17 protein-coding genes and 1 riboswitch are annotated in these 21,549 nt (G+C 60.7%); of the genes, 7 read left to right on the forward strand and 10 right to left on the reverse strand.

Annotated elements, in window-relative coordinates; translation table 11 throughout:
• Positions 1–15 precede the first annotated feature (15 nt).
• Both AC1RT6_RS06940 and AC1RT6_RS06945 read left to right on the forward strand, forming a co-directional pair.
• Positions 16–1,125, forward strand: coding sequence for an ATP-dependent DNA helicase (locus tag AC1RT6_RS06940; RefSeq protein WP_079445739.1), 1,110 nt, complete (start codon positions 16–18; stop codon positions 1,123–1,125).
• Between the two features lie 291 nt (positions 1,126–1,416).
• Positions 1,417–1,803 carry a BA14K family protein gene (locus AC1RT6_RS06945; protein ID WP_079445738.1) on the forward strand — a complete coding sequence of 129 codons (387 nt, stop codon included), beginning with the start codon at positions 1,417–1,419 and terminating at the stop codon, positions 1,801–1,803.
• Between the two features lie 332 nt (positions 1,804–2,135).
• Here AC1RT6_RS06945 and metB read toward each other — a convergent pair whose 3' ends face one another.
• From metB to clpB, 4 genes are all read right to left on the reverse strand, one after another.
• A complete protein-coding gene (metB, locus tag AC1RT6_RS06950; protein ID WP_079445737.1) occupies positions 2,136–3,320 on the reverse strand; it encodes a cystathionine gamma-synthase in 1,185 nt (394 codons plus the stop codon).
• Between the two features lie 216 nt (positions 3,321–3,536).
• Positions 3,537–5,267, reverse strand: coding sequence for an NADPH-dependent assimilatory sulfite reductase hemoprotein subunit (locus AC1RT6_RS06955; protein WP_079445790.1), 1,731 nt, complete (start codon positions 5,265–5,267; stop codon positions 3,537–3,539).
• A 17-nt stretch (positions 5,268–5,284) separates the two neighbouring features.
• Entirely contained in the window at positions 5,285–7,117 is a 1,833-nt protein-coding gene (locus AC1RT6_RS06960; protein WP_079445736.1) for an assimilatory sulfite reductase (NADPH) flavoprotein subunit, read from the reverse strand.
• Between the two features lie 522 nt (positions 7,118–7,639).
• Complete coding sequence (gene clpB / locus AC1RT6_RS06965; RefSeq protein ID WP_079445735.1) at positions 7,640–10,276, reverse strand: ATP-dependent chaperone ClpB; 2,637 nt, start codon at positions 10,274–10,276, stop codon at positions 7,640–7,642.
• A 218-nt stretch (positions 10,277–10,494) separates the two neighbouring features.
• Here clpB and AC1RT6_RS06970 point away from each other — a divergent pair, with 218 nt between their 5' ends.
• Entirely contained in the window at positions 10,495–11,280 is a 786-nt protein-coding gene (locus tag AC1RT6_RS06970) for an MOSC domain-containing protein (RefSeq protein ID WP_079445789.1), read from the forward strand.
• Between the two features lie 165 nt (positions 11,281–11,445).
• Here the strand turns inward: AC1RT6_RS06970 and AC1RT6_RS06975 are convergent, their stop codons facing one another.
• From AC1RT6_RS06975 to metX, 3 genes are all read right to left on the reverse strand, one after another.
• Complete coding sequence (locus AC1RT6_RS06975) at positions 11,446–12,060, reverse strand: TIGR02594 family protein (protein WP_472791296.1); 615 nt, start codon at positions 12,058–12,060, stop codon at positions 11,446–11,448.
• A 388-nt stretch (positions 12,061–12,448) separates the two neighbouring features.
• Entirely contained in the window at positions 12,449–13,138 is a 690-nt protein-coding gene (gene metW, locus AC1RT6_RS06980; protein WP_079445788.1) for a methionine biosynthesis protein MetW, read from the reverse strand.
• A 1-nt stretch (position 13,139) separates the two neighbouring features.
• Positions 13,140–14,339, reverse strand: a complete 1,200-nt coding sequence (gene metX / locus AC1RT6_RS06985; protein WP_079445733.1) for a homoserine O-acetyltransferase MetX — start codon at positions 14,337–14,339, stop codon at positions 13,140–13,142.
• Between the two features lie 89 nt (positions 14,340–14,428).
• Positions 14,429–14,508, reverse strand: a riboswitch (SAM riboswitch).
• A gap of 277 nt (positions 14,509–14,785) precedes the next feature.
• Here metX and AC1RT6_RS06990 point away from each other — a divergent pair.
• From AC1RT6_RS06990 to AC1RT6_RS07000, 3 genes are all read left to right on the forward strand, one after another.
• Positions 14,786–15,637: a chorismate mutase gene (locus tag AC1RT6_RS06990; protein ID WP_079445732.1), complete on the forward strand. Its 852-nt coding sequence runs from the start codon at positions 14,786–14,788 to the stop codon at positions 15,635–15,637.
• A gap of 125 nt (positions 15,638–15,762) precedes the next feature.
• Positions 15,763–16,860, forward strand: a complete 1,098-nt coding sequence (locus AC1RT6_RS06995) for a pyridoxal phosphate-dependent aminotransferase (protein WP_079445787.1) — start codon at positions 15,763–15,765, stop codon at positions 16,858–16,860.
• Positions 16,857–17,792, forward strand: a complete 936-nt coding sequence (locus AC1RT6_RS07000; protein ID WP_079445731.1) for a prephenate/arogenate dehydrogenase family protein — start codon at positions 16,857–16,859, stop codon at positions 17,790–17,792. The genes AC1RT6_RS06995 and AC1RT6_RS07000 overlap by 4 nt, the downstream gene beginning before the upstream one ends.
• Positions 17,793–17,894: 102 nt before the next feature.
• Here AC1RT6_RS07000 and AC1RT6_RS07005 read toward each other — a convergent pair whose 3' ends face one another.
• Positions 17,895–19,082, reverse strand: a complete 1,188-nt coding sequence (locus AC1RT6_RS07005; RefSeq protein WP_472791295.1) for a DUF2125 domain-containing protein — start codon at positions 19,080–19,082, stop codon at positions 17,895–17,897.
• 227 nt (positions 19,083–19,309) lie between these two features.
• On the opposite strand from AC1RT6_RS07005, the gene AC1RT6_RS07010 reads away from it, so the two are divergent.
• Positions 19,310–19,894, forward strand: a complete 585-nt coding sequence (locus AC1RT6_RS07010) for a gamma-glutamylcyclotransferase (RefSeq protein ID WP_079445729.1) — start codon at positions 19,310–19,312, stop codon at positions 19,892–19,894.
• A gap of 51 nt (positions 19,895–19,945) precedes the next feature.
• Here AC1RT6_RS07010 and AC1RT6_RS07015 read toward each other — a convergent pair whose 3' ends face one another.
• Both AC1RT6_RS07015 and AC1RT6_RS07020 read right to left on the reverse strand, forming a co-directional pair.
• Positions 19,946–20,704, reverse strand: a complete 759-nt coding sequence (locus AC1RT6_RS07015; RefSeq protein WP_079445728.1) for a lysophospholipid acyltransferase family protein — start codon at positions 20,702–20,704, stop codon at positions 19,946–19,948.
• Positions 20,705–20,791: 87 nt separating this feature from the next.
• Positions 20,792–21,469 (reverse strand): YdcF family protein, encoded by a 678-nt coding sequence (locus AC1RT6_RS07020; protein ID WP_079445727.1) that lies wholly within the window; start codon positions 21,467–21,469, stop codon positions 20,792–20,794.
• Positions 21,470–21,549 lie beyond the last annotated feature (80 nt).

Below are 21,549 nucleotides of genomic sequence, written 5' to 3' on the forward strand. Positions count from 1 at the left end.
TTAGTCTTCGAGATCATGGCCTCCTTCACGCCGCATCAGGATACAGCGCTGAAAGCCGTCGCCGATTGGCTCAAAGCCAAACCCGGCAAGAACGGCACGCCTCCGGTATTTCGCCTGTTCGGCTTTGCCGGAACCGGCAAGACCACGCTGGCGCGTCACATCGCTGACGGCGTCGATGGAGAGGTCAAATTCGCGGCCTTCACCGGCAAGGCCGCGCTGGTGATGCGCAACAAGGGCTGCGACGGCGCATCAACGATTCATTCGCTGATCTACCGCGCCCGCGAATCCGGCGAGGAGCAGCCGAGCTTCGAGCTATGGGACGATGCGCCCGCCTCCAAGGCCAAGCTCATCGTGATCGATGAATGCTCCATGGTCGACGCGGAACTCGGCCGCGATCTGATGTCGTTCGACTGTCCGCTGCTGGTGCTGGGCGATCCCGCGCAACTGCCGCCGATTCAGGGTGCCGGCTTCTTCACCAATGCCGAGCCGGATGCGATGCTGACCGAGGTTCATCGTCAGGCCCAGGACGACCCGATCGTACGGATGTCGATGGACGTGCGCGAGGGTCGCGAACTCGACATCGGCAGCTACGGCGAAAGCGAGGTGGTGTCGCGCGGCGATCTCGATCCGGCACGCGTGATGGATGCCGGCCAGGTGTTGGTCGGGCGCAACAACACCCGCCGTTCCTACAACATGCGATTTCGGCAACGGCAGAACATCGAGGATCCGCTGCCGGTGGCGGGCGACAAGCTGGTCTGCCTGCGCAACAACCGCAAGAAGGCACTCTTTAACGGCGGACTATGGCGCGTGAAATCGCGCGCCACCTCAAAGTCAAAGATCATCACGATGCGTCTGTCGCCCGACGAGGAATTTGCACACAAGGTGACAAAAGTCTCGGTGCGACAGGACTGTTTCGCCGGAGGCGTCGAGGATATTCCGTGGGAACAGCGTAAACCTTACGACGAGTTCGACTATGGCTATGTCCTGACGGTGCATAAGTCGCAGGGTTCGCAGTGGGACGACGTGGTCCTGTTTGACGAAAGCTTCGCATTTCAGGACAGCCGCGCGCGATGGCTCTACACGGGCATCACCCGCGCTGCAAAGCGACTGAGCGTCGTGGTGTAATGATCAATCCGGGACACGAAGCAGGACAGCTTCACCGCGAAGCATCACCAATGAGATTTACCTTGATATGAGCAAATCCACACAAACAGGTCAGCTTGCCATTATATGGTCATCGAACTAAAAAATGAACCATGAAGCGGCCATCGAGCACTAATCGTACGATCGTCACATGAATTACGGCCGCTCGCGGCAATCTGATGCCGCGCTGATTTGTGACGCCTTAAATATCTGACACTTTGAATAAATAGAACAAATGTCTTTGGCCAATATTCCCACCGTTGAGGAGCTTAAATGATGCGATCGAAAATCCTGTTGACGGCGCTGTTTGCCGGTTCCGTTGCACTCACATTTTCCGTTCCGGCGACCTCAGCACCGCTCATGGCTCAGTCCAACATGAGCAAGGCTGCCCCGTCCTCAATCGAGACCGTTCAGTATTATCGTCGCGGATATTATGGTCCTGGTTACGGCTACGGCTACGGCTACGGCAATGGAGCCGGAGCGTTGATCGGCGGTCTGGCGGCTGGCGCCATTGTCGGCGGCGCGATTGCGGCCGGTCAGGCCAATGCGGCCGCGGCGGCGCAACAGAACGTGGCCTATTGCGCGCAGCGCTTCCGTTCCTACGATCCGGCATCCGGAACGTATCTTGGCACCGATGGATACCGTCATCCCTGTCCGTAACACCGGAATTCGATCGCGCGGTGAGAGCATGATCCCGAAAAGTGGGAACCGGTTTTCGGACAAGATCATGCTCAGTCGAAAAAAATAAAGCAGAGTCTGATTCAACGCCGTTGAATCAGACTCTCGAGCCTTTCCGCTTCTGACGAAATCAGAAGCGGGGCTTCATAGTTTTGATCTGACGCGTTTTCTTCACGCGCCCGGTATCAATCCTCGGGTCAAGCCCGAGGGGCGTGCTTCGCTCAAGAACACTATATCACCGCCTACATCGGACCATTTGCCGCGGAGCCAGTTGGCTCCGCGTTTTGCCGTGCAGATAACTCTGAAGTCGTGGTTCAGACGTTCGCACTCGATCGAGCCGGCCGATCGGTCGCAGCAAGAGCCCGGTCCAGATCGGCGATCAAGTCGGCGGCATCCTCCAGGCCGATCGAAAGCCGTATGAGACCGCTGGTGATGCCGGCGGCCTCGCGCGCTTCCTCCGACATTCCGGCATGGGTCATCGTGGCTGGATGAGCCACCAGGCTCTCGGTGCCACCGAGCGACTCCGCAAAGCTGAAAAGCCGCACGGCCTCGACGAAGCGACCAACCTCCACCTCGCCTCCTCTCAACTCGAAGCTGAGCATCGCGCCAAAGCCGGATTGCTGCGCTTTAGCAACAGCATGACCCGGATGCGAGGGTAATCCCGGATAGTGGCATGCCGCGACAAGGGGGTGTGAGACAAGAAACTCAGCAACCGCTTGCGCGTTGCGTTGCTGACACTCCACGCGCGGAAATAGCGTACGGACCCCGCGAAGCGCCAGATAAGAATCAAACGGCGCCCCCGTCGTGCCAACGATATTGGCCCAGGTCGTTAAGGCTTCGGCATCGCCGGGATCGGCTGCGATCACTGCGCCGCCGACCATGTCCGAGTGGCCATTGAGATATTTCGTCGTCGAGTGAACGGCGAAATCGGCGCCCAGCGCGATCGGTCGCTGCAGCGCCGGCGACAGGAAGGTATTGTCAACAGCCACCTTGGCACCGACCGTCCTTGCCTGCGCGACGATCGCCCGGATGTCGACGATGCGCATCAAGGGGTTGCTCGGGGTCTCGATCAGGATGAGCTTGGGTTTGTCCTTCAAGGCAGATGTCAGCGCCGCCTGGTCGTTCTGATCAACAAAGGCCACCTTGAAGTGACCACGGTCGCGGCGGTTCAGAAGCAGGCGATGAGTGCCGCCGTAACAATCATGCGGCACAACCACAATGTCATCGCGTGAGAGTTGCGACAGCACCAGATCGATCGCGGCCATGCCCGACGACACCACCACCGCTCCCGCGCCGCCCTCGAGTTTGGCAAGAGTGTCGGCCAGCAGCGTCCGGGTGGGGTTACTGGTACGGGTGTAATCGTGCGTACCTTTGCGCCCAAATCCTGGCCAAGTGAAAGTGCTCGACAGACAGATCGGCGGCGTCACCGCTCCGAAAGTATCTTCCGCCGCGATGCCGTTTGCAGCCGCGACCGTTCTCGGATTCATAGATTCGGACATGACGTTCGTGAACTTTCAATAAAAATGCGAGGGCCGGCACGATCCCGTCCGGGATATCGCGCCGGTCAGCCGTTTGCAAATTTAAGGGACTTCCTCCGGAACACAACGATCCTGGGAAGCCAACGCGATTCGCGTTGCACAATCCCAAGGAGCTTGCGCGTATGGAACGCGACGCGTTCTGTTCTCGCTTTGAACAAAAACTCAGGCGCAACCGACCTAATCGTTGAAAAACCGCCCTTCCTTCACCTCTGCGACATAGCCGGCGCGAATAGCGAAGTCGCCGAAGTGTTCGCCGGGTTTGCGGTCGCGGGAATAGTGACCGAGCGTCTTATCGAGCGCTTCGAGGATCGCGGGCTCGCCGACATTCTCCAGATACATCTTGTTGAGCCGCTCGCCATGGAAGCCGCCGCCGAGATAGAGATTGTACTTGCCTGGCGCGCGTCCAGTGAGGCCGATCTCGGCGATGTAGGGGCGCGCGCAGCCATTCGGGCACCCGGTCATCCGAATGGTGATCGGATCGTCCTTGAGACCATAAGTGCCAAGGATAGCCTCGATCTTGGTCACGAGATCCGGCAGGTAACGCTCGCTTTCGGCCATCGCCAGACCACATGTCGGCAGCGCGACGCAGGCCATCGAGTTGAGGCGCAAGCCGCTACGGGTCTCGAATTGATCGAGACCATATTCCTTCATCAGCGCTTCGATCTCGGGCCGATCCTCAGGAGCGATATCGGCAATGATGAGATTCTGGTTCGGCGTGACGCGGAACATACCCTTGTGGACCTGCGCAATAGCGCGCAAGCCATCCATCATCGGATAGTTCGGCGTGTTGATGACGCGGCCGTTCTGGATGTAGAGGACGCAATGCTCGCGACCGTCCTCGCCTTTGACCCAGCCGAGCGGATCACCGTTCGAGGTGAAGGTGTAGGGCTGCTCAGGCTTGAAGGCGAAGCCGAGACGACGCTCGGCTTCCGCCTTGATCCAGTCGAGGCCCTTTTCGTCGATGGTGTATTTGAAACGAGCATGCAAGCGGTCGAGACGGTCGCCGTAATCGCGCTGGACCGACATCACCGCATCGATCGTGGGAAACAGCTTGTCCGCGTCGATATAGCCGATCACGCTGGCAAGGCGCGGATAGGTCTTTGGCGATTGATCGGTCCGGCCAAGGCCACCTCCGATGGCGACGTTGAAACCCTTCAGCTTGCCGCGGTGCGCGATGGCGATGAAGCCAAGGTCCTGGCCGTAGACGTCGATATCGTTGCTGGGCGGGATCGCAAACCCGATCTTGAACTTCCGGGGCATGTAGGTGCGCCCGTAGAACGGTTCCTCGGGAGCGTCCGTTTCCTCGCGCTCGGCACCGTACCAGATTTCCTTGTAGGCGCCCGTCCTGTGAACCGCATGGTCGCTAGCCTGCTTGGCAAGCGCATAAATTTCGGCGTGCAGTTTCGACAGATCAGGATTGACGGTGCTCATGACGCCGCGGGTATCGTCTCCGCAGGCCGCCTTGGTGTCGAGAAGGACGTCGCGTAGTCCCTGCATAAGGGTGCGCAGGTCGTGCTTCATCACGCGATGAAACTGGAACGTCTGGCGCGTGGTCAGCCGTAGCGTATCGCCGGCGTAGTTGCGCGCAAGATCGTCGAGCTTCAGCCATTGACCGGGCGTGCAGACCCCGCCCGGCAGACGTACGCGCGCCATGAACGAGAACGCCGATTCCAATTTCTGACGCCGGCGCTCGTCACGAATGTCGCGGTCATCCTGCTGATAGATGCCGAAGAACTTCATCAGCTTGGCGTCGCTTGCCGTCACCGCCGACGTGATCTCGTCGGCGAGGCTCTGCTTGATCGTGCCCCGCAGATAGTCGCTGTTGGCTTTCAGCGTCTCGTCAGGCCCGAGCTTATCAAGCGGCTGCGAGACATCGCGGCTGCGATCGGGTTGTGTTTTTGCGTCCACCAAACTGGCCTCAATACTCAATAAACGTCGAGCCGATAACGGCGATCACGTTGCAGCGCCGAGAGATAAGCGCCCGCCTCGTCGCGATCGAGGCCGCCATGCTCGGCAACGATATCGGTCAACGCCGCGTGGACATCAGGCGCCATGTGGGCGCTATCGCCGCAGACGTAGAGGTATGCGCCTTCCTCGAGCCACGCGTAAACATCACGGCCCTGGCGGCGCAGACGATCCTGCACATAGGTTTTTGGCGCGGCGTCCCGCGAGAACGCCAGATCGAGACGACTTAGCACGCCATTCTTGATCAAGTCCTGCCACTCGACCTGATAAAGAAAGTCGCTGCGGAAATTGCGCTCGCCGAAAAACAGCCATGAGCGGCCAGACGCGCCGCGGGCTTCACGCTCCTGCATGAAGGCGCGGTACGGTGCGACGCCGGTGCCGGCGCCGATCATCAGGATCGGCACATCGTCGTCCGGCAGATGGAAGTGATCGTTGGACTGAATATAGACGGGAATCGTGGCATCCGCCTCGGTGCGCGCGGCGAGATAGCCGGATGCAACGCCAGTGCGCGGAACGCCGTGCAGCATGTATCGCACCGCGCTGACGGTAAGATGCGCCTCGTCCGGGGCGGCGGCAAGGCTCGAGGCGATCGAGTAGAGGCGCGGCTGCAACGGCCGAAGGCCTGCGACAAATTGTGCGGCATCGATGCCTGGCGCCGGAAACCGGTTAACGACATCGAAAATGTGATGGTTGTGCTGGAAGGCGGCGCGCGCCTCTTTTTGATCGGGCGCGCGCAATGCCTGCAGTTCATCGGAGCCCGTGATGTCGGCCCAATGATCGAGAAAGCGCGGAGTGAGCGCCGTGATCTCGAACGTTCCGCTCAGCGCCTCGCCGAGGCTTATCGTGTCTTGCTTCACCGTGACAGGAGCGTCGGCGGACAGCGATAATTTCTCAAGTGTGGCCTCTACGAGCGCTGGATCGTTACGCGGCACGACACCCAGCGCATCGCCCGGCTGATAGGTCAAACCCGAGTCCGCAAGCGACAATTCGATATGGCGGGTTTCCTTGGACGATCCGCGCCCGGTCAGCACGATGTTGTCGATAACGGCGGCCTGAAACGGATGCTTCTTGTCGAATGCCGTGGACGACGGCGCATCGCTCCGCGTCGTAGCCGCCGACGCTGAGACAGGCGCTTGCGCTGCCGGTGCGAGATTGGCGACGGCCGATGCAATCCAGGCGTCTGCAGCGTCCTCGTAATCGACATCGCAGTCGACGCGATCAGTCAAGCGTTGCGCGCCTAATTCCTCGAGCCGCCGGTCGACCCGCTTGCCTGCCTCGCAGTATTTTTCGTAGGTCGAATCGCCCAGCGCCAGTACCGCATAGCGCAGCTGCGGCAACTTCGGCGCCTTGCGGCTTTCCAGAAATTCGAAGAAACCGACGGCGGTCTGCGGCGCATCGCCCTCGCCGTGCGTACTGGTGATGACGAGCAGATCCTGTTCGTCCTTGAGACCGCGCGTCTTGTAATCCGCCATATCGGCGAGACGCGCCTGGATTCCTTTGGCCGTAGCCTTGTCGACGAGCGCTTTGGCGAGCGTCTTGCAGTTTCCGGTCTCGCTTGCGAACAGGACGGTCAGGAGCCGCGTCGCGAAGGTGGCGGTGGGGCCGCTCTGCGAAGGAGGTGCAAGCTCCGCGACTTCCGCTGTCGCATCGCCAGTTCGCGCCCGATGGCTGAGGCCTGCAAAATAACCGCTGATCCAGATCGCCTGTTCATGACTGAGAGACGTCGCGAGCTGGTTGACCTGCGTCCACTGATCCGTCGTGAGTGCTGAACCTGGAAATTCCAATTTTGTCATCGCAAGCTAACCTCGGGAGCGAACTGCCGGCCGCCGCAATTAAGGCTTCACAGGTCGGATCGAGACGCTGCGCGAAACGGATACATTTTCGCGTCAGTTTCGACAATTCGGACCCTTGAATAGGGTTAGTTTGACAGAGAAAACAATGCGTTATTGAAAAAAAGAATAATACCCTTCGGTGAGTGGCAGCAGCGAAACGATTATTTCATCCGCTCGGCCTTTTTTAGCATTGCATGGGGAGCATTTATGGGATTCGCGCCGGCATCATGTGGATCACACCGGTCCTAGCCGGTCCTACACGTGTAAGGCGTTTCGGGCGATAACTCGGGCGAGTACTCCGGAAGCGTGCGCGACCAGCGTCAGCGTGAGCGATCTTCTCCGGAATGAAAACCGATGCAGGACCGGGTCGATCCCACTCGCGTTAGCGTCATCGACCAACAAACATAAGGAATCGACGGTCGCGTAACCGGCCGGCGGCAATGTCCAATCCTCCCTGCGATGCAGGGAGGATTGACACGTGTCTCAGTGCAGCTTGCGCCTGGGCATCGGCCGCTCGAACTGCTCGATATTGGCGGCCAGCGGCGCCTCGCCATTGAAGGTAAGTACGCCGTCTTTGACCGAAATCGCGACATGGTCACCGTCGTGTATGGTGCCCGCCAGGATCATTTCAGCCAGCGGGTCCTGCACGCTGCGCTGGATCACGCGCTTGAGCGGCCGCGCGCCGTAGGCAGGATCCCAGCCTTTCTCGGCCAGTCGGTCGCGTGCCGCGGTGTCGAGATCGAGCACGATCTTGCGATCTTCCAGCAGCTTTTGCAGCCTTGAGAACTGAATTTCGACGATCCGGCCCATCTCGCGCTTTTGCAATCGATGGAACAGAATGATCTCGTCGACGCGATTGAGGAATTCAGGACGGAAATGCGCGCGCACCATCTCCATCACCTGCTCGCGCACCGCACCGGTATCTTCCCCTTCCGGCTGATTGACCAGGAATTCCGAGCCGAGATTCGATGTCATGATGATCAGCGTGTTGCGGAAATCCACCGTGCGGCCCTGTCCGTCGGTCAAGCGACCATCGTCGAGCACCTGCAGCAGCACATTGAATACGTCCGGGTGCGCCTTCTCGATCTCATCGAACAGCACGACCTGATATGGACGCCGTCGCACCGCTTCAGTGAGCGCGCCACCCTCGTCGTAACCGACATAGCCGGGAGGCGCACCGATCAGCCGCGCCACCGAGTGCTTCTCCATGTATTCGGACATGTCGATGCGAACCATCGCGGTCTCGTTGTCGAACAGGTAGGCGGCAAGCGCCTTGGTCAGTTCGGTCTTGCCGACGCCGGTGGGCCCCAAGAACATGAACGAGCCCATCGGCCGGTGGGGATCCTGCAGGCCCGCGCGAGCACGACGAACCGCAGTTGCGACCGCGCGCACGGCCTCGGACTGCCCGACGACCCGGGCCGCAAGACTTTCTTCCATGCGCAGCAGCTTTTCCTTCTCGCCCTCGAGCATCTTGTCGACGGGGACGCCGGTCCAGCGCGACACCACCTGAGCGATACTGTCCGGCGTCACCGTCTCGTTCATCATCGTACTGTCTTCGCCGGCTTCGATGGTCGTGAGACGTTTTTCGAGCTCCGGAATCCGTCCATAGGCCAGTTCGCCGGCTTTCTGGTATTCGCCGCGTCGTTGCGCGTTGGCGAGCTCAATTCGCGCCTGATCGAGTTCGCTCTTGAGCTTCGCGGCGTCAGACAGCTTGTTCTTCTCGGTGTTCCAACGCGAGGTCAGATCCACCGATTGTTTTTCCAGACCAACCAACTCTTTCTCGAGATTTGCGAGGCGCGTCCTGGAGCCGAGATCGTTCTCCTTCTTCAACGCTTCCTGCTCGATTTTCCGCCGCACGATCTCGCGGTCGAGCGAATCGAGTTCTTCCGGCTTGGAATCGACCTGCATCTTCAGCCGCGCTGCCGCTTCGTCGACAAGGTCAATCGCCTTGTCGGGCAGGAAGCGGTCGGTGATATAACGGTTGGACAGCGTGGCGGCAGCAACGAGTGCGCTGTCGGCGATACGGACGCCGTGATGCTGCTCATACTTGTCCTTGAGGCCGCGCAGGATCGAGACGGTGTCCTCGACCGTCGGCTCAGACACGAAGATCGGCTGAAAACGCCGCGCCAGCGCCGCATCCTTTTCGACATGCTTGCGGTACTCGTCCAGCGTGGTTGCTCCAACGCAATGCAACTCACCGCGCGCCAGCGCGGGTTTCAACAGGTTCGACGCATCCATGGCGCCGTCAGCCTTGCCGGCGCCGATCAGCGTGTGCATTTCGTCGATGAACAAAACGATACCGCCGTCCGCCGACGTGACTTCCTGCAACACCGCCTTGAGCCGTTCCTCGAACTCGCCGCGGTATTTCGCGCCCGCGATCAGCGATCCGAGGTCGAGCGCGAGCAGCTTCTTGTCCTTGAGGCTTTCCGGCACGTCGCCGTTGACGATGCGCAGCGCCAGGCCTTCCGCAATCGCGGTCTTGCCGACGCCCGGCTCGCCGATCAGCACCGGATTGTTCTTGGTGCGCCGTGACAACACCTGAATGGTGCGACGGATTTCCTCGTCACGGCCAATCACTGGATCGAGCTTGCCATCGCGCGCCGCCTGGGTCAGGTCGCGGGCGTATTTCTTCAGCGCGTCATAGGCGTTTTCCGCCGTGGCGCTATCCGCAGTCCGCCCCTTGCGCAGCGCATTGATCACTGCGTTAAGGTTCTGCGGCGTGACGCCGCCGTCCTTCAGCAATTTGAACGCGTCGCTGTCCTTGTCGAGCGACAGCGCCTGCAACAGCCGTTCCACCGTGACAAAGCTATCGCCGGCCTTTTCGGCCGCCTGTTCCGCGGCATCGAGCGCGCGCGCCGTGGCCGGCGCCAGATAGATCTGGCCCGCTCCGGCGCCCGACACCTTCGGCATTCTGTTGAGCTCGGCTTCGGTGGCTTTCAGGATCGCGCGCGAATTTCCGCCGGCGCGATCAATCAGGCTTCCCGCCAAGCCTTCGCTGTCGTCGAGCAGCACCTTCAAAATGTGCAGCGGCGTAAACTGCTGGTGGCCTTCACGCATCGCCAACGACTGGGCCGACTGGATGAACCCGCGCACCCGCTCGGTATATTTTTCAACGTTCATGGAAATCTCCCTCGGCCTGCCGCCTTCGCCCCGAAGGCACGAAAGCAGCATCCTCATTGGGGTTCCGCCGCCGCATTGACATTCCTCAACCGGCAGCGGTCGACGCCGGATCGTTCCGGCGGTAACAAATGTAGGAATACGCTCCCAGGAAATGAAGGGGCATGGTTCGGAGATTCGAAGCCGATGGCAAGGCTCGCAGGAATCTTTTAAAGAACACCATGTCCGAAATTTCCAATGCAGCCGTTACCGCCCTTTACCGCTATCCCGTCAAAGGTCTGTCCGCCGAACCTTTGCAACACGCGATGCTTACCCCCGGCGAGACCGTTTCTGGCGACCGCAGCTATGCGATCGAGAACGGTCCGACCGGATTCGACCCTGCCGTGCCTCGGTACTTCCCAAAATCCAGGTTTTTGATGCTGATGCGCGACGAGCGGCTCGCTACGCTCCACAGCCGTTATGACGACACCAGCCGAGTTTTGACAATCCGGACTGGCGGCAAGGAGGCGGTGCGCGCCGACCTCGGAACAGCCGAGGGCCGCGCCGCGGTCGAACGGTTCTTCGCCGCCAACTTCTCGCAGGAACTGAGGGGACCGCCCCAGATTCTCGTCGGCAACGGACACAGCTTTTCGGACGTCGCAAGGAAAGTGGTTTCGATCATCAATCTCGAGAGTGTCGCCGCGATCGAAAAAATGGTGGGGCAGCCGGTTCACCCGCTACGCTTCCGCGCCAACCTGTACGTCCGATGCTGGCCGGCCTGGAGCGAACTCGACTTGCTGGAGCGCACACTCGCGATCGGCGACATCCGGCTCAAGGTGGTCAAGCGCATCGTCCGATGCACCGCCACCAACGTCGACCCGGAGACCGCGGCACGCGATCTCGACATTCCGCGCACGCTGATGCGAACGCTGGGGCATTGCGATTGTGGGGTTTATGCGGAAGTCGTCACCGGCGGCACGATCAGGATCGACGATAAAGTCGAAACGCTTCCGGAATCGCTCGCGTAAACGAGAGACCGCGATTCTTCCTTCCACTCCTGCTCCGCCGCAGGAGAGGCCGCAGGGACGACGTCCGTGCGGAGCGCGGGAGCCCGTCGAAACGTGCCCCCGCCGGTCCTCGTTCACTGCGAAACCCTCTCCTTTGCAGGAGAGGGCGAAACGGCATCATATGCCTCAGTTCGGCACGACGTAGGCGTAGATGCGGCCGCGCGGATAGACCGACTCCGCGACGCGATGGCCGTGATTGCCCGAGACGATAATGGGATTACCACGCCGATCGATACCGCTGACGACGCCGACATGACCGCCGCCGCGTCGGCCCATGACGGCGATGGCGCCGACCTGTGGGCCGGAGACTCGCCGCCCGTAATGCGCGAATGAACGCGCCATGTCGGAGCCCGTCCCCGGGTGTCCAGCGCGCTTCAGAACCATGTTCATGAACCGCGCGCACCAGAGCCGGCTACGACCGGTGGGGTTACCTCCGATGTAGCGCCTGGCTTCCGCAACAACATTCGAGACCAAGCCTCCGCCTGAAAATCCCGTCCCCGGAGTCAAGGCGGCGTTGGCGTCCCTCCACTCACGCGCATGAAATCGCCGCGTGTAGCGGTATCTGTGATGACGATAATGCCGGTGAACGTGATGATGGTGTTTATAGTGAACGTGCGCGTAATGTCCCGCACGATAGTAAGGTCTAGCCGAGGCCGGTATCGCAAAAGCGACCACGGCCAAGAAACACACCGCCAGTGCCAAAATACGCGGCAACCAGCGCAACGCAACTAACTGGAACATACTTGCTCCCCTGTGACACCTCCCACTTCCCCACACGCGTCACGGTGAACTCCGCTCTTATGTCGTGCCGAGAAAACGCGGGCCTTAAAATCACGGGGGGCAGGCTTTTTGAAGTCATACCTGCATTGCGCGTAGCGCATATCTGCGGTGCAATACGCCTTTGGTAGAATGCGGTATTTTTCCAAATTGATGTTTTAAAAAGGTATTTTGCGATAGGCGTAAGTTACCAAGCCCATTTATTAAGACGCCAGGTACTGGCCACGTTGCGCCGCAAACCGGTTCCACGAGCCCTGGAGCGCGTGGAACTCGATCCATTCAGGAGCTCGATCGATCCATCATCACGAACGCGATCGACCCAAATTTTGAGCGGAGTGGACGAAAAGTACCTTTACTCGTCCTTTGCCGAAGCCTGAGCGATCTTCTCCGCCCGGCTAAGCAGAAACACTCCCTGCTCCCCGAACATATTCCAAAACCACCAGGGCGCGTTGAACCGCAGCGGCCGGCCGTAAAGATTGAGCGCGACCGCACGCTCGATCTTGACGTTGATCTCGTCGCAGAGCTGGACGAAATCCTTGATGGTACAGAAATGGATATTCGGGGTATCGTACCATGTCGCCGGCAGGTTGTCCGTGCGCGGCATATGGCCGCCGATCAGAAGCTGAACACGCATCTTCCAGTAGCCGAAATTCGGAAACGAAACGACAGCATGCCGGCCGATCCGTAGCAGATTTTCCAGCACTGTTTTCGGCTGCCGTGTGGCCTGCAAGGTCTGCGACAGGATGACGTAGTCGAAGGCATCGTCGGGATAGTTGATAAGGTCGGTATCGGCGTCGCCCTGCACCACTGCAAGACCCTTGGCCACGCAACGATTGACGCCCTCCCGCGACAGCTCGATGCCGCGGCCATCGATGCCCCGCGTCTCGAGCAGTTGCAAAAGATCGCCGTCGCCACAACCGACGTCCAGAACCTTTGAACCTGGCTTGATCATCTCCGCCAACAGGAGATGATCACTGCGATAACGGTCGCCCGCCCGCGGAGCGACCTCATCTAACGGCAGGGCCGGCTGCTCCACACTCATCTCATTGCCCTGCATCGGCCACGCCGCGGGTCTTTCCCGCAGATTCCAGGAACGCACGCGCGATATCGAAGAACTCGGGAACGTCGAGCAGGAAGGCATCATGGCCGCGATCGGTCTCGATCTCCGCGAACGAGACCCGCGCACCGCCGGCATTGAGGGCATGCACGGTCGCCCGCGATTCGGAGGTCGGAAACAACCAGTCGCTGGTGAACGAGACCACGCAGAACCGGGTGTGGGTATCGCGAAACGCGGCGGCCAACACGCCGTCATGATCGGCCGCCACATCAAAATAGTCCATCGCTCGCGTGAGATAGAGATAGCTGTTGGCATCAAAGCGCTCAACGAATGACGATCCCTGGTGGCGCAGATAGCTTTCGACCTGGAAATCCGCGTCGAACGAAAATGTCGGCAACTCGCGATCTTGCATCCGCCGTCCGAACTTGCGATGCAGCGCCGCGTCCGACAGATAAGTAATGTGTGCGGCCATCCGCGCCACGCCCAGGCCCCGGTGGGGATGGGTGCCTTGCTCGACATAGCGGCCGTCGCGCCAGTCGGGATCAGCCATCACCGCTTGCCGTCCCAATTCGTGAAACGCAATGTTCTGCGCGGAGTGACGCGTGCTGCAGGCGATCGGCAGCGCTGAGAACACGCGCTTCGGATAGGCCGCACACCACTGCAGCACCTGCATGCCGCCCATGGAGCCACCGACCACCGAAAACAGCGTGTCGATTTCGAGGCGGTCGATCAGCATGGCCTGCGCGCGCACCATGTCAGGGATGGTGATGACCGGGAAGTCCAGGCCCCACACCTTGCCGGTCGCGGGATTGATCGAGGCGGGACCCGTCGAGCCCATACAGCCCCCGATCACGTTGGAGCAGATAATGAAATACTTCTCGGTATCGAGCGGTTTGCCGGGTCCCACCAGGGTCACCCACCAGCCTGGTTTTCCGGTGAGCGGATGAAGGTTAGCCACATGCTGGTCCCCGGTGAGGGCATGGCAAACCAGGATGGCATTGGATTTTGCAGTATTGAGTTTACCATAGGTCTGATAGGCAATCTGGAACGGCGCGAGATCGATGCCGCAATCGAGCGGAAGCGGTTGATCGCTTCCGAAGATCGCGACCTGCGACGTGGGATGATCTGCTTCCTGGGCTCGATACTCGGCTTGAGCCGGCCCCGGTATCGATTGCACGTTTGCCATCCTGCACTGCCCCCGCCGGGGCTTCGGGAAGCCACCGGACCGCAGGCCATAAAAAACCCGGCCCGAACTTGGGTTCGGCCGGGATCAGGATTTCGCTGTCCCCGGCCTGTTTAGCGAGTTGTTTAACGTGGCTGCAAGCCGGCCGGCTCAAATGACCACGGAACGGACGAAAAATAGTCCGCTGCATGCTTTTCGTCAAGATAAGCAGATCGGTTGCTGCCGGCCCATGATCACGACCGGGGCCAGAGCGTTTTCGAGCGAAGTGAATACCGGTTCGCGTAAAGAAAACGCATCACATCAAACCGTAGAGCCACGTTTCTGCCTCTGTAAGAAGCGTGGCTCTATGGTCGCTTCCAACATTCGCAAGAAGGCTCGCTGAAACGGGATGCGAATGTTAGAACCGGACCGCGGCCGACGCTCCTTCCTGCGGCCGACAGGTTGCATCCATGACGAAAATCTCCCCCGCGCCTCCATCTCTGCAAGACTTACGCAAAGAGATCGACGCCATCGACGAGCAGGTTCACAACCTGCTGATGCAGCGCGGCGACATCATTGACCGCCTGATATCGGTGAAGCAGACCCAGGAGGTCGGCTCGGCATTCCGGCCGGCGCGCGAGGCTGACATGATGCGGCGTCTGGCGCAGCGCCATCGCGGCATCCTGCCGCTCGACACCGTCGAAAGCATCTGGCGCGTCATCATCGCAACCTTCACCTACGTTCAGGCGCCCTTCTCGCTGCACGCCGATCTCTCACTCGGCGAATCCGCGATGCGGGATTCCGCGCGCTTCCATTTTGGCTTCACCATCCCCTTCGTGCCGCACTTCAATGCGCAAGCCGCTGTGGAAGCCGTGGCGAATGCGAAAGGCGACCTCGCGCTCGTCTCGGCGACCTCGAGCCGCGCGCCATGGTGGCTTGCACTGGAAGCCGACGGCGCGCCAAAGATCATCGCCCGCCTGCCCTTCATCGAGCGCGCCGATCATCCGGCCGCGCTGCCGGTGTTCGTGATCTCACGAGTCGCCGACGATGCGCGGGTCACGGAAGTGGAGACCTGGAGCGTGCGCGTCTCCGGCTGGAATGCCAATACCGCCCGCACACTGTCGCCGCTCGCCGAGATCGTTGCAGTGCCCGATGGCGCCTTCGACGGCGCCGCGCTGCTGGTGTCCATCACGGACGGCACCAGCCTCGACACCATCAAATCGGCGCTAATCGAAGCCGGCGCGTCGGTCCGTTCAATGGCTCTCGTCGGCAGTCACGCAACGCGCTATACGATGCCTTCCAGCAGGGCGGCTCGTCCGTAACGTCTCGCTACAGCGTTTTCCAGCGAAGTGGATGCCAGTTCGCGTGAAGAAAACGCGTCAAATCAAAATCTTAGAGCCCGCTTCTGATTCCGTCAGAAGCGAACGGCTCTAGTCCGGAGCAAATGATGTCCCGACCGGTGCCGAATCCCGGCATTCTCGATATTGCGCCCTACACGCCCGGCAAGAGTCCGGTACCGGAGGCGGGCCGCAAAGTGTTCAAGCTGTCGGCCAATGAAACGCCGTTCGGCCCTTCGCCAAAGGCGATGGACGCTTATCGCGATGCCGTGGCTCACCTCGAAGGCTATCCGGAAGGCACCTCGCGCGTGTTGCGCGCAGCCATCGGGCGCGCCTATGGGCTGGACCCGGACCGTATTATCTGCGGCGCGGGATCGGACGAGATTCTCAACCTGCTGGCGCATACCTTTCTCAGCCACGGCGACGAAGCGATTTCGACCACGCACGGCTTTCTGGTGTACCCGATTGCGACCTTGGCAAACGGCGCGACAAACGTCGTCGCACCCGAGACCGAGTATACCGCAGACATCGACGCGATCCTCAAGCGGGTCACGCCGAAGACCAAGATGGTCTGGCTCGCTAATCCAAACAATCCGACCGGCACCTACCTGCCGTTCGACGAGATCAGGCGGTTGCGCGCGGGCCTGCCGTCCCACGTATTGCTGGTGCTCGACGGTGCCTATTCGGATTATGTGTCGCGCAACGACTACGAATTCGGCATCGAGCTGGTGGCGACGACGGAAAATACCGTGCTGACCCACACCTTCTCCAAGATCCACGGCTTGGCCTCGCTGCGGATCGGCTGGATGTTCGGCCCGGCGCATATCGTCGATGCCGTGAACCGGATCCGCGGCCCCTTCAATGTCTCGACGCCGGCAATGCTTGCGGCCGTGGCCGCGATCGAGGACACCGCGCACGTTCAGATGTCGAAGGTTCACACGGAAGAGTGGCGCAACTGGCTAACGGACGAAGTGACAAAGCTCGGCCTCAAGGTCACGCCCAGCGTGACGAACTTCATCCTGATCCACTTCCCTGACACCAAGGGCAAGACGGCGTCTGAGGCCGACGTGTTTCTGACCAAACGCGGCCTCGTGCTTCGTGCGCTCGACAATTACGGCCTGCCGAATGCCTTGCGCATGACCATCGGCACCGAGGAAGCCAACCGGCTGGTGGCGGATGGCTTGCGCGACTTCATGGCGCAGGCATGACCGCACCGCCCTTATTCCGGCGGATCGCGCTGATCGGATTCGGCCTGATTGGCGGCTCGATCGCGCGCGCGGCGCGCGCGCAAGGCCTCGCCGGCGAAATCGTGGTCACCGCACGCTCCGCGAAGACGCGTGCGCGGGTGACGGAGCTCGGCATCGCCGATCGCGTGGTGGACACCAACGCCGAGGCCGCAAGCGACGCCGACCTCGTGATCCTCTGTATTCCGGTCGGGGCGTGCGGCGCGGTGGCGCAAGAGATCGCATCTCACCTCCGGCCGGACGCCATTGTCTCCGACGTGGGATCGGTGAAAGGCGCCGTCGTCCGCGAGATGACCCCATATCTGCCCACCAGCGTGCATTTCGTGCCAGCACATCCGGTGGCCGGCACTGAGCACTCGGGTCCGGATTCCGGCTTCGCCGAACTGTTTATCAATCGCTGGTGCATACTGACGCCGCCAGACAAAACGGATATTGCCGCCGTCGACAAGTTGCGCGCGTTCTGGACCGCGATCGGCGCCAGGGTCGAGATCATGACCCCTCAGCATCATGATTTGGTGCTGGCGATCACCAGCCATCTGCCGCACCTGATCGCTTACACCATTGTTGGCACCGCGGACGAACTCGGCGAGGTCACATCCTCCGAAGTGATGAAATTTTCCGCCGGCGGCTTTCGCGACTTCACGCGCATCGCAGCCTCCGATCCCACCATGTGGCGCGACGTATTTCTGGCCAACAAGGATGCGGTGCTGGAAATGCTCGGCACCTTCAACGAAGATCTCTCCAAGCTGACGCGCGCCATGCGCCGTGGCGATGGCGAAGCGCTTTTTGAGCACTTCACCCGCACCCGCGCAATCCGCCGCGGCATCGTCGAGATCGGCCAGGATTCCGCGGCTCCCGATTTCGGGCGGCTGCAGACGGGTGCAAAGAAGCCATAGTGGCATTGCCGGACTCGATCCGGCAATCCATCCTTTTACGAGAAATGATGGGTGCGCGGGTCAAGCACGTGCATGACCGCCGAAGCAGATATCAGCACTCGATCAGAATAGCGGCGGCGTCTGGGCGACCTTCAGCGGCCCGATGAAGATTGCGCCGTTGACGAATCGCAACGGGAAAGAGCGCGCCTTCTTCCCTTCCAGCGTTGCCTCCTGACCGATTGCATTAAGGCCCGCCGTGACCCCGACGTTGGCGTTCTCACGCACGGCCTTACCCCACCCTGGAATAGCCCGGTCCAGCGCGCCGAACAGATTGTCGATATCCTTGGTCTTCACGCCGGGCGCGACCTTGTCGAGAGTGGCCTGCGGCACGCCCTGCTCCAGCATTTTATCGATTCCGAGCGCCGGAATCACCTTCTCGAAACCGGTTGCTGTCATGTGTAACTCGCCGTCGAGGTGCCCATCGGCGGTAAGCCCTAGCGAGCCTGCGGCTATCGCGATCAGATCGCCTTGCTGGATACGCGACTGCTTGATCTCGATGCGGCCGTCCGCCGCCTGCAATTCGCGAAACCGCACCGGCCAGGGTTTCGGCGTGACATCCTTCAGCCCGTGTACGATCGCACGGATATCAGCATCGAATGGCGCAGTCAGCACCGGATGAACGTCCTGAATGGTCGCCCCGGTCAATTCAAGGACAGCCTCGATCGCCGGGTGATCTGGTCTGGAGTTCTCCGCGATGCGGCCGTGAAGCTCGACTTGCTTGGCGCGCGCAACCGGGGTCTGCACCGAGGCTGCGACATGGTCGATCGCAGGATCTTGGAAAACGATATCCGCGCTCTGCGGAGTACCTGGCAATCCGACAATGCTGCTGCGCGCGATGCTCCAGTTGACGACCATCACCGGCTGTCCATGTTGGGATAGCGTTGCCGGGGCTTTGAACTCTGCGATCAGCAGTTTCGGAGTATAGATCTGCGCGACCACCAGGATATCCCCGAGGCGCGCAGTCAGTGGCGCTATCGCCGCCTGATCGGCCGTTTGCGACTTTAGCTCGACGGTCGCGTCCTTGCAGTGAACCTCAAGACGGAAGGGGAATCCGGCGACAGTCCGCTTGGCGCAATCATAGTTGCGCCCGGACGCGGCCTCGCGCGCGCGCCAGGCATCGACCGTCTGATCGACCTGGGAGGCGGCATAAAACCAGAACCCACTCCAAGCCGCGGCGGCGATGACCACCAGCACGGGCATGACGAAGACGGGCCAAAGACGGTGCTTGCGAGAGGCGTTGGCAGCGTTCATGCGGGAGGCTGGCTCATGAATTTGTCAGGTGGCGGGGGTCTCCGACCATAGTCGCGCAACCTCGGCAAAACCAGCCCCTTTCGTTCCGCTTCGCCTGGCGGTGCGGCTCTGTTAAAGCATCTGTTGGCCGGGTAAATCCCGGCTAGCCCTAAGAAAATGCTCTCAATTATAATAGCTTGTGCGTATTCGGTATCCAATTTGCGGGATACGCTCTGGTTGGAGCGTGGATGAGTGTGCAGGAACAAGTTGACCCGGCTATTGGTAGGTCCGACAGCGATCTCTGGGTATTTGCCTATGGTTCGCTGATGTGGCGACCGGGATTCGATTTTGCCGAACAGATTCCGGCGCGGCTGATCGGCGAGCACCGGGCGCTCTGCGTCTACTCGTTCGACCATCGCGGGACGCCGGAGAGACCGGGGCTGGTTCTCGGGCTTGACCGGGGGGGAGCTTGCCGGGGCATCGCATTCCGCGTTGCAGCCAACCGGCGCGAGACCACAATTGCGTATTTGCGGGAGCGCGAGCAGACCACCCACGTCTATCGCGAGGTGACGCGCTCCGTCTGGCTCGAGGACGACGCGCGTCGGCGGGTCAGCGCGCTTGCTTACGTGGTCGATCGCGGACATGTCCAGTATGCCGGACGGCTGACGCTGGCTGAACAGGTCCATTATGTCCGCCAGGGGCACGGCCGATCCGGACACAATCGGGACTATGTCTTGTCGACCGTGAAGTCGATCGAGTCACAGGGCTTTCGCGACCCTAAACTTCATCAGCTGGCAGAACTGCTGCACAATGATGCGCGGTTGCCCAAGTAGGTGCGATGCAAGAAGTTTTGAATAGGACTCTTGGCGTTTCGAGATCATGCTCTAATCCTCCGCCGCCCGACCCAACAACCGCCCCTGCTCACGCAGTCCCATCTCGACCAGGGAAGCGGTCGACCCTTCGATCGACACCATCAACCGCGACATGAATTCATCGCGCCGCAATCCCGGTGGCAGCGGTTCGAGGAATTCAACCGTAATCGTTCCCGGATAACGCAGGAACGTCCGGCGGGGCCAGCACAGACCGGAGTTGAGGGCCACCGGAACACACGGCACATCGCCTTCGGCATAGATCATGGCGACGCCGCTCTTGTAGGCTGGCGGGGCTCCGATCGGACGTCGCGTGCCTTCCGGGAAGATGACGAGTTGACGCCCGAGACGCATCTCCTCCCGCGTCATCCGGATCAGCATCTTGAGCGAGCGTATGCCGGCTTTGCGGTCGATGCCGATCATGCCCGTCTTCATCAGATACCAGCCAAAGAACGGAATCCATGTCAGCTCGCGCTTGAGGATGACGACCGGCTGATCAATGAGACTAAAGAGGGCGAAGGTCTCCCACATCGACTGATGTTTCGAGGCGAAGATCAAGGGGCCCTTTGGAATCCTCCCGGTACCGAGGATTTTGACGCGCGTGCCGCAGATGACGCGCATCAGCCAGATATTCCAGCGTCCCCAAGCCTTCGCCATCCTGACCAACACCGCGCGCGGCATCACGAATGTCGGCAGCGCGGCAACGATCCAGACTGCCATCGTCAAATAGAACAAAACGTTGAAGACCAGCGAGCGCACAAAGATCGAAATCATCAAGCATCCAATTCCGTGGTGTTAATTGGCGCGTAGTCTAATTGCAAAAGCCCGAAGCCGGACGGCGTGGTCGAACGCCCCGGTCGGCTAATCGCCGTTTTCGGGGGGAAGTTCGAGGCCAAGATGGGCCAGACGAACCCGCGCTTCCGCAGCGATGTATTTGACATACTCCGATAACAAGAGCCGCAGGGTAGCGGCGCTGGTCCACCATGGCTCTTCGCGCCACTTGTCACCGATGACCGCGAACGGAATCAAGGTGACGTTCGGCATCGCGTGCGACAGTTCGACGATGGCGCGAGGCATATGATAATTCGACGTCACCACAATTAGCGAACGGAAGCCCTGCTCGTCGACCCAGCGCCGCGTCTCGCTTGCGTTGCTCCGGGTGTTAACCGCGGAGCGATCGAGATCGACGCAGCATGTCAGCAGTCGCTGGTTGTCCGGCAACGAGCGTGAAATATCGCTGACCCCGTTGGTCGGATGAACACCCGAAATCAGCAGCCGCTTGCCGTAGCCGCCGGCCAGCAACTCGACGGCATCGGAAATCCGCGACGAGCCGCCGGTGAGCACGACAATGCCGTCCGCGTTACCGGCAGGCTTTGTCTCCACCCCTCGCAGTTGCGACAGAAATCCGACGAAGCCCACCCCTGCCCCGACAAAGGCAATCCCAACGGCGGCAACCGCGGCCGCGAGCAACGTGCGGCGCCGCCGCGCCGGCACCCGACCCGAGGCTTCCGGTTTGTCATGGCGGGTTTGTTCACTCATCCGTTCGATGTCCTGGTCCCCTCGACTTTAGTGCGTTTTGGGGCGAAGTGGAATTCGGCCGCGCCGGAATGTCGCGCTGG

The sequence above is a fragment of the Nitrobacter sp. MLSD-S21 genome (assembly GCF_058809865.1).